The organism is Mycobacterium sp. P7213 (assembly GCF_900604305.1).
Classification (GTDB): domain Bacteria; phylum Actinomycetota; class Actinomycetes; order Mycobacteriales; family Mycobacteriaceae; genus Mycobacterium.
Genome location: NZ_UWOA01000056.1, coordinates 15,926 through 29,517 on the forward strand (window position 1 = coordinate 15,926; position 13,592 = coordinate 29,517).

The 13,592-nt window shown below is 67.1% G+C and carries 17 protein-coding genes and 2 tRNA genes; 5 read left to right on the forward strand and 14 right to left on the reverse strand.

Annotated elements, in window-relative coordinates; genetic code table 11:
* Window positions 1–164 precede the first annotated feature (164 nt).
* Window positions 165–404 carry a hypothetical protein gene (locus tag EJK91_RS22180; protein WP_188108929.1) on the forward strand — a complete coding sequence of 80 codons (240 nt, stop codon included), beginning with the start codon at window positions 165–167 and terminating at the stop codon, window positions 402–404.
* Between the two features lie 253 nt (window positions 405–657).
* Here the strand turns inward: EJK91_RS22180 and lipE are convergent, their stop codons facing one another.
* The 4 genes from lipE to EJK91_RS18395 are packed head-to-tail and all read right to left on the reverse strand — an operon-like array spanning window position 658 to window position 3,929.
* The gene (gene lipE / locus EJK91_RS18380; protein WP_046189523.1) at window positions 658–1,893 is read right to left on the reverse strand and encodes a lipase LipE; all 1,236 of its coding nucleotides are present in this window, start codon (window positions 1,891–1,893) and stop codon (window positions 658–660) included.
* Window positions 1,894–1,903: 10 nt separating this feature from the next.
* A complete protein-coding gene (locus EJK91_RS18385) occupies window positions 1,904–2,785 on the reverse strand; it encodes an acyl-CoA thioesterase (RefSeq protein WP_234708318.1) in 882 nt (293 codons plus the stop codon).
* The gene (locus EJK91_RS18390; protein ID WP_046189525.1) at window positions 2,782–3,105 is read right to left on the reverse strand and encodes a DMT family transporter; all 324 of its coding nucleotides are present in this window, start codon (window positions 3,103–3,105) and stop codon (window positions 2,782–2,784) included. The genes EJK91_RS18385 and EJK91_RS18390 overlap by 4 nt, the downstream gene beginning before the upstream one ends.
* Window positions 3,105–3,929, reverse strand: a complete 825-nt coding sequence (locus tag EJK91_RS18395; RefSeq protein WP_125079634.1) for a crotonase/enoyl-CoA hydratase family protein — start codon at window positions 3,927–3,929, stop codon at window positions 3,105–3,107. The genes EJK91_RS18390 and EJK91_RS18395 overlap by 1 nt, the downstream gene beginning before the upstream one ends.
* A 23-nt stretch (window positions 3,930–3,952) precedes the next feature.
* Between EJK91_RS18395 and EJK91_RS18400 the strand changes: the two genes are divergently transcribed.
* Window positions 3,953–4,528 (forward strand): TIGR03086 family metal-binding protein, encoded by a 576-nt coding sequence (locus EJK91_RS18400; RefSeq protein ID WP_125079635.1) that lies wholly within the window; start codon window positions 3,953–3,955, stop codon window positions 4,526–4,528.
* Between the two features lie 56 nt (window positions 4,529–4,584).
* Complete coding sequence (locus tag EJK91_RS18405) at window positions 4,585–5,790, forward strand: TerC family protein (RefSeq protein ID WP_024442984.1); 1,206 nt, start codon at window positions 4,585–4,587, stop codon at window positions 5,788–5,790.
* On the opposite strand, the gene EJK91_RS18410 is transcribed toward EJK91_RS18405, so the two are convergent.
* Genes EJK91_RS18410 through hisC form a run of 3 tightly spaced genes read right to left on the reverse strand, consistent with a single transcriptional unit; the run spans window position 5,772 to window position 7,728 of the window.
* Window positions 5,772–6,242 carry a DUF4334 domain-containing protein gene (locus EJK91_RS18410; RefSeq protein WP_024442985.1) on the reverse strand — a complete coding sequence of 157 codons (471 nt, stop codon included), beginning with the start codon at window positions 6,240–6,242 and terminating at the stop codon, window positions 5,772–5,774. The genes EJK91_RS18405 and EJK91_RS18410 overlap by 19 nt on opposite strands.
* Before the next feature lie 13 nt (window positions 6,243–6,255).
* Complete coding sequence (locus EJK91_RS18415; RefSeq protein WP_125079636.1) at window positions 6,256–6,669, reverse strand: SRPBCC family protein; 414 nt, start codon at window positions 6,667–6,669, stop codon at window positions 6,256–6,258.
* A 12-nt stretch (window positions 6,670–6,681) separates the two neighbouring features.
* A complete protein-coding gene (gene hisC, locus EJK91_RS18420; protein ID WP_024442987.1) occupies window positions 6,682–7,728 on the reverse strand; it encodes a histidinol-phosphate transaminase in 1,047 nt (348 codons plus the stop codon).
* Window positions 7,729–7,814: 86 nt separating this feature from the next.
* On the opposite strand from hisC, the gene EJK91_RS18425 reads away from it, so the two are divergent.
* Window positions 7,815–7,903 (forward strand) — tRNA-Ser (locus tag EJK91_RS18425).
* 37 nt (window positions 7,904–7,940) lie between these two features.
* Window positions 7,941–8,013 (forward strand) — tRNA-Arg (locus tag EJK91_RS18430).
* An 88-nt stretch (window positions 8,014–8,101) separates the two neighbouring features.
* Here the strand turns inward: EJK91_RS18430 and EJK91_RS18435 are convergent.
* The 7 genes from EJK91_RS18435 to EJK91_RS18465 form a co-directional block, all read right to left on the reverse strand.
* Window positions 8,102–8,851 (reverse strand): hypothetical protein, encoded by a 750-nt coding sequence (locus EJK91_RS18435; protein ID WP_125079637.1) that lies wholly within the window; start codon window positions 8,849–8,851, stop codon window positions 8,102–8,104.
* Window positions 8,848–9,588, reverse strand: a complete 741-nt coding sequence (locus EJK91_RS18440; RefSeq protein ID WP_125079638.1) for a hypothetical protein — start codon at window positions 9,586–9,588, stop codon at window positions 8,848–8,850. Before EJK91_RS18440 ends, EJK91_RS18435 begins: the two co-directional genes overlap by 4 nt.
* Window positions 9,589–9,597: 9 nt before the next feature.
* On the reverse strand, window positions 9,598–10,353 hold the full coding sequence (locus EJK91_RS18445) for a hypothetical protein (RefSeq protein WP_125079639.1): 756 nt from the start codon (window positions 10,351–10,353) through the stop codon (window positions 9,598–9,600).
* A gap of 28 nt (window positions 10,354–10,381) precedes the next feature.
* Window positions 10,382–10,690 carry a hypothetical protein gene (locus EJK91_RS18450; RefSeq protein WP_024442991.1) on the reverse strand — a complete coding sequence of 103 codons (309 nt, stop codon included), beginning with the start codon at window positions 10,688–10,690 and terminating at the stop codon, window positions 10,382–10,384.
* A 67-nt stretch (window positions 10,691–10,757) separates the two neighbouring features.
* Entirely contained in the window at window positions 10,758–12,005 is a 1,248-nt protein-coding gene (locus EJK91_RS18455) for an amidohydrolase (RefSeq protein WP_125079640.1), read from the reverse strand.
* On the reverse strand, window positions 12,002–13,000 hold the full coding sequence (locus EJK91_RS18460; protein WP_125079642.1) for a phosphotransferase family protein: 999 nt from the start codon (window positions 12,998–13,000) through the stop codon (window positions 12,002–12,004). The genes EJK91_RS18455 and EJK91_RS18460 overlap by 4 nt, the downstream gene beginning before the upstream one ends.
* A 93-nt stretch (window positions 13,001–13,093) precedes the next feature.
* The gene (locus tag EJK91_RS18465) at window positions 13,094–13,438 is read right to left on the reverse strand and encodes a nuclear transport factor 2 family protein (RefSeq protein WP_125079641.1); all 345 of its coding nucleotides are present in this window, start codon (window positions 13,436–13,438) and stop codon (window positions 13,094–13,096) included.
* Between the last annotated feature and the right edge of the window lie 154 nt (window positions 13,439–13,592).

The following is a 13,592-nucleotide window of genomic DNA, read 5'->3' on the forward strand; positions in this document are numbered from 1 at the left end:
ATTCAGCCAAGGCGGCCCCCGGACGCCGTCGGCCCTCCGGTCGCACGCATATTCAGCGCGTAGGGATTCTGCGGCAATTTCGGACGCCGCCGCGACAGTTCCGATACACCTGGACATTGCCAACCGATCTATTTGCATGCAAAATCTGGACGAGTTGTCGGCCCTTGAATTTCTTGAGGCTCTGGCCCGGCGAGCGCACGCCGCGGGCCACTTGGCCTTGGTCGATATTTGTACCGACTGGCAAGGGCGGCGTCAGCGCCGCCGTCGGACTGGCCGGTGGTGCTGGAGGCAACGGCGGCAACAGTGGTGCCGGTGGTGCGGCTGGTGGTCCCGGTGCGATCCCCGGTACCAGCGGCGCTACCGGCGCCAACGGCAACCCCGGCAACCCCGGCACGCCTGGCTAACGCCGACAGATCGCGTATCGCGGCCGTCGGGTCCCTCACCGGACTCGGCGGCCGCGGTCGCGTTTCAGGCCGATTCCGTTCACTCTGCGCTCACGGCGCAAGTCACTCGCACTTTCTCGCCGTAGCCGCAGAGTCAGCAACAACGTGAAGTGCCGGCGCAACGGCTCAGCCCGGTTGACGTAATGCCATTTGTCGCTCAGAGGTGGGCACCAGCCCACATGGCCCGGAGCGGTGACGCCTGTGGCGCTTGAGGTTACGCTCGCGGCATCTCCGCGACGATGGTGTTCATCAAAGCGGTGTAGCGCTTGGCCTCCGGGTCCTGGCCGGGCTTGCCGCTGGAAATCAGGCCGGCCGACAGCCCCCGCTCGGGGTCGGTCCAGACGGCGCAATTCACCAGGCCCAGATGACCGAACGCAGCCGGAGCGCCCCGGCCGAACGGCCCGAACCGCTTGGACCCCAACATGAAACCGGTGCCCCAGCGCAGTGGCGCCAGCCCGGTGGCCACGTCGGGCCGCAATCGGCGGCACTGCGCCGTCGCCGCGCGCAGGGTCTCCGGTGACAGCACCCGCACCCCGTCGAGTTCGCCTCCGCGGCGCCAGATCTCGGCGAACCGCGACAGCTCGAACGCGGTGGAGATGGTGTTCGATGACGGCACCACCGTGGTCAGGAAGAACGGGCTGTTGGTCACCGGGATGATCTCGTACACCGACCCGCCGATCGCTTTGCGGAACACCGCGACCGCCGCACCGGTCGGCTGCTTGCCGGTGGCGTGGCTGGGTGCCACCAACGGAATATCTTGCGGGGCAACGCCGTAATTGGTCCATCGGAACCCCAGCGGGTCCAGGATTTCGGTCGCCAACACGTCGCGGATGTCTTTGCCGGTGGCCGCCCGCACGATCTCCCGGGTCAGCGGCCCCCAGGTCAGGGCGTGGTACATGTGCATCAGCCCCGGTGGGTACACCAGCCGCAGGTTGGCCAGCTGCGCCTGGGCGTACTCCGGGTCGTCGGCGCGGTTGAGGTCGGGCTTGGGACCGGTGGCGAACGGCACCCCGGCGCTGTGTGTCATCACGTGCCGAATGGTGGTGCGGTGCTTGCCGTGTCGGCCGTAGTCGGGCAGATAGTCACTGACCCGATCATCCAGGGCGAAGGCGCCGCGCTCGGCCAGCATGTGCATGACGGTGCTGGTGATGGCCTTGGCGGTCGAGTACACGCAGAACGGGGTGTCCACCGTCACCGGGACCAGCTCCGCATCAGCGGGATCCGAAGGACCGTTGCCCCAGCCGTGCCCGATGGCCCGGTTGAGCACCACCCGACCGTTGTGGCGCAGACACAACTGGATGGCCGGGTGCAGGCCGGCGGAATACCAGTGCCGGGCGGCCTGCCAGATCCGGTCCACGGCCGCCGGGTCGATACCGGCGTGGTCCTCCTCGCCGACCACGGTGACGGCGTCGAGGTCGGCGGGGACACGGATGGTGCCGTCAGTTGTCATGCCCGCCACGTTACGTGGGCCGCCGGGCCCCGCCCCGACCGAAATAGAGTTCCTGGGTCGCCACGCAGACCAGCTGCCCGGCCCGGTTGTACAGCGTCGCGCTCGTCAGTCCGCGCCCGGCGACCCCGCTGGGCGTGAACTGATCCGAGAGCACCCAATCCGAGAGGTCGACGGGCCGCTGAAACCACAGCGCGTGGTCGATCAGCGCGTTGAACGTGCTGGCCTGGTTGGCTCGCCGCATGGCCAGCGCCGCCTCGACCATCTTGGTGCCGGTCAGGTAGGTCAGCAGGGCACTGTGCATCGCGGGATCAGCGGGAACCGCGCCGGACGGCTTCCACCACATCCGCAGCCGCGGCGACGGTTCGGCACCCTCCATGGCGATCCGCGGGGGCGCGTCCACGTAGCGCACGTCGAACGGGTGCGGCTGCACCCAGTAACCGCCCAGTTCGCCCGCGTAGGCGGCGTGCTGCTCCTGCGACGTCGGCAGCGACTCCGGTTCGGGAACTTCCGGTATCGGCTGCTGGTATTCGGGTGCGTCGACGGCGGTGGTGAACGACGACAGCACTTCGAGCAGGATCTGGCCGTCCTGGCGGGCGGTGACCTGGCGCGTCGACAGCGTGCCGCCGTCGCGGGCCACCTCCACGTGCAGGTCCACCGGGCGGCGGGCGTCCCCGGCCCGCAGGTAATAGACGTGCACACTGTGCGGCACCCGGCCCGGCGCGGTGCGGCTGGCGGCGATCAGCGCCTGGCCGGCGATATGTCCGCCGACGATATGGTGGGCCGGATTGTCCAGCTGGGTGGCCACGAAGTGCTCGTCGTCGGTGCGCTCGACGTCGAGGGTGGCGATGATCTTGGCCAGGGCCGGTTGGCGGTGGGCCATGTCGTCGCTCATGCGTGCGCGCCCATCTCCATCAGGTACACCCCCGCGCCGATCAGCACCACGCCACCGGCCATCACCGGCGTGAACGGGTCGTCGAAAAAGAACCGGGCCAGCAGCGCGGTCAACGCCACTCCGACTCCCGACCAGACTCCGTAGGCCACCCCGACCGGAATCCCGCGCTTGAGCACCATCGCCAGCAACACGAAGGACACCACATAGCCGACGGCCACCGGGATCACCCACTGCCACCGGCTGAATCCGTCGGAGGCGCGCATCGACAGCGTTCCGGCGACCTCGAAACCGATCGCGCCCAACAGCAGCAGCCAGGCCATCACTCGCCGGTGAACTCGGGCTTGCGTTTGCCCATGATGGCGCCGATGCCCTCCATCAGGTCTTTGGACGCCAAGAACGCCGAGTTCCACGCCGCCACATAGCGCAGGCTGGCCGCCACCCGGTCGGTGCGCTGCTCGTCCAACACGTCCTTGACCCCGGCCACCGTCAGCGGCGGGTTGGCGGCGATCTCGGTCGCGGTGGCGTGTGCGGCGGCCAGGCAGGCATCGGCGTCGGCATAGACGTCGTTGACCAGGCCGATCTTCTCTGCCCGCGCGGCGTCGATGTCCTTGCCGGTCAGCGCGAGCTCACGCAGGTGACCGTCGGACAAAATCAGCGGAAGCCGGGCCAGGCTGCCCACATCGGCGACGATGGCCAGTTTGACCTCGCGCACGCTGAACTTGGCGTCCGCAGCGGCGTAGCGGATGTCGACCGCCGAGATCAGGTCGACCCCGCCGCCGATGCACCAGCCCTGGACCGCGGCGATGGTCGGGGTGCGGCAGTCGGCCACCGCGGTGATCGCACCCTGCATGCGCTGCAGCTCGCGGTGGAAGTCCGCCCGCGGCCGGGCCAGCGCCCCTTCGGCCAGCATCGGCGTCATGGTGCCGCCCATCGCGGCCAGATCCAGCCCGTAGCTGAAGTTCTTGCCGGAGCCGGTCAGCACGATCGCCCGCACGTCGCGGTCGGCGTCCAGCGCGGCGAAGACCTCCGGGAGTTCCGCCCAGAACGCCGGGCCCATCGCATTGCCCTTGCCCGGCCCGATCAGCGTGACCTGGGCGACGTGGTCTTTGATCTCGACGATGACGGATTCATAGGTCTCGGCCATACTCCAGACCGTAGCGTGGGCTGATGACCTCCGATCTACGACCCGGTCCCGACGCCCCCCCTGCCGACGAGCTGGCCGGCGCCGAAGCCGCCCTGGCGGTGCTGGCGCAGGTGCTGCATCACATCAGCAGCGACGAACTGTCCAATCCGACGCCGTGCTCGGAATTCGACGTCGCACAGCTGACCGAGCATCTGCTGTACTCCATCAGCGTCCTGGGCGGCGCGGCCGGCGCGGTGTTCGCGGACAGCGACACCGCCGAGTCGCCGGAACGGCGGGTCATCGCCGCGGCCCGGCCCGCTTTGGACGCCTGGCACCGGCGTGGCCTGCAGGGCGCCGTCGCGATCGGTCCCAACGAGCTGCCGGCGACGATGGCGGTGGGCATTCTGGCGCTCGAATTCCTGGTGCACGCGTGGGACTACGCGACGGCGACGGGCCGCACGGTGCAGGTGGCCGAACCAGTGGCCGAGTACGTGCTGAGCCGAGCGCACGCGATCATCACCCCGGCCGGCCGGGTGCGAGCGGGATTCGATGACCCGGTCGACGTCCCCGATTCGGCATCGGCCCTGCAGAAGCTGATCGCCTTTACCGGACGGTCATAGCCTGGCAACCTGCTGGCCAGCCCAGCGTCGGTCCCACGGCCTAACCTGGACGGCACATGGACATTCCCGGATGGTTATGGGCACTGACGATCGTCGGCCTGGTGGGGCTGATGGCGTTCGACTTCTTCATGCATGTCCGCAAGGCGCACATTCCGACGCTGCGGGAAGCCGGACGCTGGTCCGCAGGCTACGTCGGCGTCGCCGTACTGTTCGGGGTCGCCATGTTCGTCTTGGGCGGCAAGGACGCCGGCTCGGAGTACTTCGCCGGGTATCTCACCGAAAAGGCGCTCTCGGTGGACAACCTGTTCGTCTTCCTGGTCATCATGGCCAGCTTCCGGGTGCCTCGCGCCGACCAGCAGAAGGTGCTGCTGTTCGGCATCGTCATGGCGCTGATCGCCCGGACCGGCTTCATCTTCCTCGGCGCCGCATTCATCCACACCTTCGCGTGGGCCTTCTACTTCCTGGGGCTGATCCTGCTGCTGACGGCGGGCAGCATGCTGCGCTCGGCGAGCGGTGACGAGGCCCTCAAAGCCGACAACGTGGCCATCCGGCTGGCGCGGAAGGTCATCCACACCACCGAGCACTACGACGGCGACAAGCTGTTCACGACGGTCGCGGGACGCCGAGCGATGACCCCGATGCTGTTGGTGATGATCGCCATCGCCGGCACCGACGTGATCTTCGCGCTCGACTCACTGCCGGCGATCTTCGGCCTCACCCGTGACACCTACATCGTGTTCACCGCGACCGCGTTCTCCCTGCTGGGACTGCGACAGCTGTACTTCCTGATCGAGGGCCTGCTGGATCGTCTCGTCTATCTGTCCTACGGGCTGTCGGTGATTCTGGGATTCATCGGCGTGAAGCTGATCCTGCACGGCCTGCACGAGAACAACGTGCCGTTCATCAATTCCGCAGAACCGGTTGACGTCGTCGAGATCGGCACCGGCTTGTCGCTGGTGGTGATCGTGGGTGTGCTCGCGGTCACCGTCGCCGTCTCGCTGCTGAGCCGCCGTGGCCGGACTCAAACCGCGATGGCCAACGCCCGGCGGTACGCCACGGCCTACCTGGACGGCGGAGCCGGCCACAGCGCCGCCGATCGGGAGCGGATCTTCGGGAGGCTGCTCGACGAGTGCGGTCAGATCGTGGAACTCGATCCCGACGACGGGCAGGTGGTTCGCGAGGATCCGGAGCTGGTCGATCTACTCGACCGTGCCACCGCCGAGCATCAGACCAACGAGGACGATCAGATCCGCTCGAGGTAGAAGTAGAAGTACCGGCCGTTGTCCAACACTGCGCCCTTGCCGTTCATGATGCCCAGCACGGTGTTGTCGTCGACCCGCTTGAAGTGGTCATGGGTGGGCTGACCGTCGTAGACCATGGTCGCCACCACCTCGCCGCGGAACTCCTCGGCCCACAGGCTCGCCTCGCCCTTACCGAGTTGGGTGTTGGAGAACTTGTTGCCGTCTTCGTCCAGACAGACTAGGGGCTGCACGTCGGTGATCGAGTTGAACGTCTTGCCGAACCAGCGGGCCTTGTCCAGCAAGCCGTTCATCTTGTGTCCGGTGACGAACTCCCCGCCCCGCCACTCGCCGATCATCTGCTCGACGGTGGCCGGCGGCAGCGTCGCCCAGAACGCGTCGATCTCGGCGTCGGGGATCTCCCCGGTGCGCTCCTTGAGCGCATTGAACGTCTCGCGGGCCAGTTCGTCACTCATGCTGCAGATCCTCTCAGGCGGCCTTGTTCACGGCCCGCTTGAGGCCGAACAGCAGTCCGTGAGCCAGCACCGCGGCCACCCCGGGCAGGCGGTTGTCGGCGCTGACGGTGTAGCTGATCTCGGTGCCGGATCCGGTCGACCGCAGGGCCACGTTGCCGACGTAGTTGCGGAAGGGGATGCCCGAGACGCCCCGGTAGCTCAGCCGCTGATCGGGTTCGAACGCGATGATCTCCTCCACCAGCGGCGCCATCCCGGGCACCGCCTGGATGCGACGCTGGGCGCCGACGCCGTGCGGCTCGGGTGTGCCCGGCCGGATCACGGTGATCTTGAGTCCGGGGGCCCAGCTGGACATGCCCTCGTAGTCGGAGAGCACCGCCCACACCTGGGCCGCCGATGCGGCGACGGTGGCAGTCGCGGTCGCGTGCATGTCAGTTCCTCCTCAGCGATACGTCTGTGCGAACCGTAACAGCGCGTCGTTCTCCTCCGGCGCGCCGATGGTCACCCGGACTCCGTCGTGTCCGTAGGGGCGGACGACGATGCGCGCCGCCGCTGCAGCGGCCACGAAGTCGGCGGTGCGCTCGGCCAGGGGCAGCCACACGAAGTTGGACTGCGAATCCGGCAGCTCGAACCCGGCTTGACGCAGCGCGGCCGACACCCGGGCCCGCTCGGCGACCACTGCGTCGGTGCGGGCCATCAGCTCCTCGGCGGCGTCCAGGGAGGCGATGCCAGCGACCTGCGCCACGCTGGACACCGTGAACGGCACGTAGACCTTGCCCAGTGCGGTGATGATCTCCGGATCGCCGACCGCATAGCCCAGACGCAGACCGGCCAGCCCATAGGCCTTTGAAAACGTGCGCAGCACAACCACATTCGGGTAGCGCCGGACCAGGCCCAGGCTGTCGGGCAGCAGGCCGTCGCGGATGTACTCCACGTAGGCCTCGTCGATGGCGATCAGGATGTGCGGCGGTACCGCGGCGACGAACCGCTCCAGCGCGGCGGGGTCGACGACGGTGGACGTCGGGTTGTTCGGGTTGCAGACGAAGATCAGCCGGGTGCGCTCGGTGACCGCGGCCAGCATCGCGTCCAGGTCGTAGGTGTGCTCGCGCAGCGGCACCTGCACCGGAACGGCGCCGGCCGTGCGTACCTGCAGCGGATAGATCTCGAAGCTGCGCCAGCCGAACACCACCTCGTCGCCGGCGTCGGCACTGATCTGGATGAGCTGCTGACACAGGCTCACCGATCCGCAGCCGGCCGCCACGTGCTCCCGGCCGAACCCGACGTGCTCGGCCAGTCGGGTGCGCAGGGCGGCGTAGCCGTTATCCGGATAGCGGTTGGTGGTGGCCAGGGCGGCTTCGACGGCTTTGGCCACGCTCGGTAACGGGGGGAACACTGTCTCGTTGCTGGCGAGTTTGATCGATCCGGGGACCGACTTACCCTCGACGTAGGCCGGCAGCGCGGCAATCTCCGGGCGCAGTCTGGCGGTCACGGACCACAGCATATGTGTGTCGTGGGCGGCATACTCCCCCGCGGTTTCAGAACTGGGGGAGTGATCCGGTACCCTCAACGAGTTCGGGAGGCGTGCCAGAGCGGCCGAATGGGACTCACTGCTAATGAGTTGTCCCCTTTACGGGGGACCGGAGGTTCAAATCCTCTCGCCTCCGCAACGGCCGGGCTTGCTCGACCGACAACTGAAGACAGGCGCCCGTAGCTCAACGGATAGAGCATCTGACTACGGATCAGAAGGTTGGGGGTTCGAATCCCTTCGGGCGCACATTTTTCATCGGTGACAGACTGCCCCGGCCACGGCCGGGGCTTTTCTGTTCGATGGGGTCTGACGAAGCGGTGCCACGCGCCTTCGGCTAGGAGCGGCCGCTGCCTCTATCGCTGCGCGGCGCCGAGGTGTCCGGCGCGAACCAGGCCCTCTTGGCCCGCCAGGACCGCGCCAGGCCATAGGCGAAGGTGCCCACAGACAGGCAGACGCCGATCCAGATGACGGTGCCGGCATAGCCGCCGAACCAGATCGAGATGACCGCCGCGACACAGGCCACTGCCGCGAAAGTCATTGCCGCCAGGTACAGCATGAGCGTTGTCCTGGCTCGTGGGTCCTTCCGCAGCGACAACATCAGCCGCGCGACATAGGCGCTTAGGAACAGCACCAGGGCGGCGTTCGCCACCTCGATGACGGTCACCCAGTGATCACCGCCCAGAGCGGCGAACAAATCTGGCTGGAAACCTCGGTCGGTGTTGAAGAAGGCCATCAGTACCACCACGACACCCGAGCCCACCGGCACCAGCAGATGCTTGCGCATGATCGGCCACACGTGCGCGGGATCGGTGAGCCGCACCAGCATGTGATAGATGTTGCCGACTATGCCGGCGATCAGGCACAGCCATCCGAGTACCTGCTGGACGTTCCACAGTCCGGTGACGCTGTGCAGCGGCGGGCTCAGTTCGGTGCCCGCCCACGGCGTCAACAAGATCAGCGCGAGTCCCTCCATCGCGATGGCAAAGGTGGCGCCGACCTCCCAGCGCGACCACCAGGTGTCGCGGCGAACCCACAGGCAGTAGGTGACCATCGCTACGGTGGCCACGATGAACGCAGGTGTCATTGTGCGCCGATCACCTTCTCGTCGCCGTTGGCGGTGAACCAGGCGCTCTTGGCCTTCCAGGATCGCGCGGACCCGTAGGCGAAAGTGCCTACCGCCAAACAGATACAGAGCCAGATCCCGCTGCTGGCATTGTCCCCGTCGACCCACGTCGACGCGAGAATGATCAGGCATGCGGCGGTGGCGAACGCCATCGAGACGAGGTAGAGGTCGACGGTGGGCTTGGCGCGCGGATCGTGCCGCAGCGCCAGCATCAGCCGGCTGACATAGCCACTGAGGTAGATCACCAGGGCGCAGCCGACCAATTGGTACACCGTCATCCAGGCGTCGGTGCGGGGTGCGGCGAACACATCGGGTTGGTAGTCCTGGTCGGAACGCAGGTAGGCCGGCACCATCACGGCAATGCCCAGCCAGATCGGGATCATCAGCTGGCGGCGCATGATGAACCGCACTTGAACGGGATCGGCGAGTCGCACCAGCATGTGATAGATGTTCGCCGTCACGGCGATGATCAGGCACAGGTGCCCGATCATCTGCTGAACGTTCCACACCCCCAGCCCGTTGTGCAGCACCGGGCCGAGCTTGGCCCCGGCCCACGGCGACATCAGTAGCAGCGCACAGGCTTCCAGGGCCAACGCGAAGGTGGCGGCGTTCTCCCAGCGTGTCCACCAGGTGTCGCGGCGCACCCAGAGGCTATAGGCGACGACTACCAAGGTGGTGACAATGATTGCGGACGTCATCGGGTGCGCTCACGACAGGGCTTGCGGGGGATTGGTTTTGGCAGCCGGGCGTTCGCTGTTGGTGAACCATGCGGCTTTGGCCTGCCAGGATCGGGCCGAACCGTAGGCGAAGATGACCACCGAAATACATGCGCACAGCCAGATCAGCGGGCTGACATCGGCGCTGGACCAGGCGTTGCTCAAAATCGCCATGATGGCCGCCACCGCGAATGCCGTGGAGGCCGTGTAGAGCTCGACGGTCTCCTTGGCGCGCGGATCGGATCGCAGCATCGAAAGCGCCCGCATCGCGTAGCCGGCCAGATAGATCAGCACCAGCGAAAACAACACCCAATATGCCCGCGCCCAGGCGCCGCCGCCCCCGAGTGAAGAGAAACCATCCGGGCGGTAGTCGGCGTCGGCGACCAGGAACACCGCCACCATCGCCGCCACACCGGCCAGTACGGGCAACTGCACCTGCAGACGGAACAGCGGGCGGAATTGGTCGAAGTCGGCCAGCCGGGCCAGCACATGGAAGATGTTGGCCGCGATCGCGACGACGAAGCAGATATGACCGCCTAGCTGCTGGATGTTCCAAACCCGGGTGGCATGGTGCAGCGCCGGGCCCACGGTGTGGGCTGCCCAGGGCGACATCAGTACAAGACCGGCGGTTTCCAGTGCGATCGACACGGTGATGCCGATCTCCCACCGTGACCACCAGGTATCGCGGCGCACCCACAGGGCGTACAGCGCCACCATCATGGTGACGGCAATTAACGCCGACGTCATGCGTCGACGGTACTTGCTCGGGGCACCCTTAGACGGGGGGTTTGTCCAGATCCGCCTTCAGATCACCCAGCCGCAGCGGCCGTGGCGAGGATTCCAGGTATTCGGCGACAGCGTCGTGCTCGATCAATCCGAACCGTACCTGCAGGTCGACGGGGTTGAGGCCGAAGTACCGGGCAACTCGGATCAGATTGTCCGCGCTGATCAGTCGGCCCTCATGGGCCGCCTTGTAATAAGCGGATTTGCGATAGCCGAATGCCTCGTAGACCTCGGTCGCTCCTAGCGGCCTGCCCACGAGGTAAGGCAACACGACGGTTGGGTCTTTGTGACGATCGTCCACAGCAATACACCTTAGCTCGTCTTCGTGGACCGCACAAGTATATCTAAAACTCGGCGGAGCCCAATTACTACTGGAACCGACTGGGAGTTAGCAATTCAAGCATTGCACGGGCGGCAATCCTGGTTCCGACCGGGATAGCGGAAAGGTCGACCAGATAGTCCGGCGAGTGCGGTGTGTAGGGGAACAATTGCCCCTTTTCCGCGGACTTGGCGTATACCTGTGCATCGGCCACCCCGACCAGCAGATATGCCAGCGGCACGTCGGTGTGCGGCCCTTTGAGCAGGTGACAGTCCTCCGAGCCGGTCAGCGCCGGCAGCTCGCGCACCACATTGTCCGGGCCGAGCAGGTCGCCCAGCGCGATCGCCACCCGGTCGGTCAGTGCGGTGTCGTTGACCAGCGGGGTGGCGCCACCGGCCATGGTGATCTCCGGCAACCGGTCCTCGGGCATGCCGTAGCTGCGGGCGATGCCCGTGCAGATCGCCCGGATGCGGGTCAGCATCGTTTCGCGCACGTCGGGGTTGAACCACCGCAGGTTGACCTTGAGCAGTGCCCGGTCCGGGATGACGTTGTAGGCACTGCCGGCCTGGACCGAGCCGACCGTCAGCACCGCCGTCTCGCTGGGGGCCAGGGCCCGGCTGACAATGCTCTGGAACTGCACGACCGCCTGCGCCGCCATCAGCACCGGGTCGCGGGCCAGCTGGGGCATCGACCCATGGCCGCCGACGCCGTGGAACACGATGTCGAGCTGATCGGTACCAGCCATCCGTTCTCCGCCGACCGCGGCGACCATGCCGACCGGTACCGGCGCGGTGTGCATCGCCAGGAAGGCGTCCGGTCGGGGAGCCACGTCATAGAGACCCGCGTCGATCATGGCTTGCGCGCCGCTGATCAGTTCCTCGGCGGGCTGTCCGATCAGCACCGCGGTGCCCGACCAGGACTCGGTGGTCTCGGCGAGTACCTTGGCCAACCCCAACATCCAGGTCACGTGCGCGTCGTGGCCGCACATGTGTCCCAGTGCCGGGTTGCTGCTGGCGTAGTCCAGGCCGGTGGCCTCGGCCACCGCCAGCGCGTCCATGTCGGCCCGGTACATCACCACCGGGCCGTGCCCGTTGGCCAGCACCGCCACCACGCCGGTGCGACCGATCCCGGTGGTCACCGTGAAGCCGAGGTTGCCCAGGGCCTGCGCGACCGTCCGCGCGGTGCGCACTTCTGCGAAGCCCAACTCAGGATTGCGGTGCAGGTCTTTGAAGATGTCGACCAGACGCCGGGTGTCGGCGGCAATGATCCTGTCGATCTCCGCGTTACGGTCGGTCATTTCGCGCTCGCCATCCAAATCTGGGCCCGGTCGAAGAGCCAGACCGCGGCTTCGTGCAACTGATCGCCCACTTCCTTCTGCGCCATGCCTGCCGACGCCCGGGCCAGGGTGCCCTCGATCACGATGGCCAACTTGAAGGCGGCCATCACCGTGTACCACCCGATATGCGTCAGATCGCGGGAGCTGCCCGCCGCGTAGCGCTGCACCAGGTCATCGGGGGAGGCCAGTCCGTCCATGCCGGTCAGCGTGTGGCTGAACACGCTGGAGCCGTCATCTTGGCGCCAGGTGGCCAGCAGCCAGCCCAGGTCCAACAGTGGGTCCCCGATGGTCGACATCTCCCAATCCACGATCGCCGCCACCTCCGGCCCGGTGGGGGAGAACATCACGTTGGCCGCGTGATAGTCGCCGTGCAGAATCCCCGGCTGCCAGGACGTCGGCACAGTGCGCTGAAGCCAGTCAGCGACGTCCTCGAGTCCGGGCAGGTCGGGCCCCGGGTAGTTCTCGAACTGCCGGTAGGAGTCCAGTTCGGAAAGCCACCGCGGCACTTGGCGTTCCAGGAAGCCGTCGGGTTTGCCGTAGTCCGCCAGGCCCACCGCGACGTGGTCCACGGCCCCGAGCTTGGCGAGCGCGTCGGCCATCGACAGTCCCATCCCGTACCGGACCGTCGGGTCGCCGGCGTGCAGCGCGGGCAGTTCGCCGCTCGCGTTGAACCCGTCGACCGGTTCCATCAGATAGAACACCGCGTCGCCCAGCACCGCCGGGTCATCGCAGACCGCGATCAGTCCCGGATGGGGAACGTCGCTGCCGGCCAGCGCGGCCAGCAGTCGGGTCTCCCGCAGCATCACCGCGTTGCTACGCGGTCGCAGATGGCGCGGGCCGCGTCGCAACACATAGCTGCGGCCGGATCGGGTGAACTGCAGCATGACGTTCTGGGTGCCGCCGGACAGCTCCGTGACGTTGTCCAGCGGGCCCTCGCCCAGGCCCTGGGCGGACATCCATGCCGCGACCGCTTCGAGGTTCACGGGGGGAAACCTAACCCGTCAGCCCACCTCGATTCAGGGGTTTGGCGGGCCCCGCCGCCGGCGGTGTCAGCTCTTGGGGCGCATCTGCTGCGAAATCGTCTGCACCCGGATCGAGTCGTCGTCGAACAGGAAGGTGTCCACCCCGTCGACGCCGAAACCCACTGCGTCCAGCGTCCATTCCAGCAGCAGCACATTGCCGCTGTAGGTCTGCGACTTGATCTCGAAGTTCGCGTCGGCCAGTGCGCCCGACAGTTGGCTGAACGCGGCCCGGATTGCGCTGCTGCCCTGCGCGACGCCGGCCGACGTGATCAGCTCCGATTCGTCGGTGTAGTCGATGAGTAGCTCGTCGACGTCGCCGGCGAGCAGAGCCTGGAGATGGTGGTCGAAGATTTCCTGCGGTGAGCGTGCCATGCGGACAACATATCGGCGCAGGGCTAGCAGCGGGCCCACCAGCGTGAGCCCCGACCGCGGGGGAACGCGGCCGGGGCTCACCAAGGACTTGGTCAGGGGCGCGGCGGACCGCCAGGTCCACCGGGGCCAGCGTGACCACCAGGTCCACCGAGGC

Bases quoted from the DNA above. Each gene is read 5' to 3' on its own strand.
- EJK91_RS18395 (WP_125079634.1), bottom strand. From the start codon at position 3,929: ATGGCCGAGACCTATGAATCCGTCATCGTCGAGATCAAAGACCACGTC.
- EJK91_RS18385 (WP_234708318.1), bottom strand. From the start codon at position 2,785: ATGAGCGACGACATGGCCCACCGCCAACCGGCCCTGGCCAAGATCATC.
- EJK91_RS18390 (WP_046189525.1), bottom strand. From the start codon at position 3,105: ATGGCCTGGCTGCTGCTGTTGGGCGCGATCGGTTTCGAGGTCGCCGGA.
- EJK91_RS18410 (WP_024442985.1), bottom strand. From the start codon at position 6,242: ATGAGTGACGAACTGGCCCGCGAGACGTTCAATGCGCTCAAGGAGCGC.
- EJK91_RS18445 (WP_125079639.1), bottom strand. From the start codon at position 10,353: ATGACGTCGGCGTTAATTGCCGTCACCATGATGGTGGCGCTGTACGCC.
- EJK91_RS18455 (WP_125079640.1), bottom strand. From the start codon at position 12,005: ATGACCGACCGTAACGCGGAGATCGACAGGATCATTGCCGCCGACACC.
- EJK91_RS18440 (WP_125079638.1), bottom strand. From the start codon at position 9,588: ATGACGTCCGCAATCATTGTCACCACCTTGGTAGTCGTCGCCTATAGC.
- EJK91_RS18465 (WP_125079641.1), bottom strand. From the start codon at position 13,438: ATGGCACGCTCACCGCAGGAAATCTTCGACCACCATCTCCAGGCTCTG.
- EJK91_RS18405 (WP_024442984.1), top strand. From the start codon at position 4,585: ATGGACATTCCCGGATGGTTATGGGCACTGACGATCGTCGGCCTGGTG.
- EJK91_RS18435 (WP_125079637.1), bottom strand. From the start codon at position 8,851: ATGACACCTGCGTTCATCGTGGCCACCGTAGCGATGGTCACCTACTGC.
- EJK91_RS18460 (WP_125079642.1), bottom strand. From the start codon at position 13,000: ATGTCCGCCCAGGGCCTGGGCGAGGGCCCGCTGGACAACGTCACGGAG.
- EJK91_RS18400 (WP_125079635.1), top strand. From the start codon at position 3,953: ATGACCTCCGATCTACGACCCGGTCCCGACGCCCCCCCTGCCGACGAG.
- EJK91_RS18415 (WP_125079636.1), bottom strand. From the start codon at position 6,669: ATGCACGCGACCGCGACTGCCACCGTCGCCGCATCGGCGGCCCAGGTG.
- lipE (WP_046189523.1), bottom strand. From the start codon at position 1,893: ATGACAACTGACGGCACCATCCGTGTCCCCGCCGACCTCGACGCCGTC.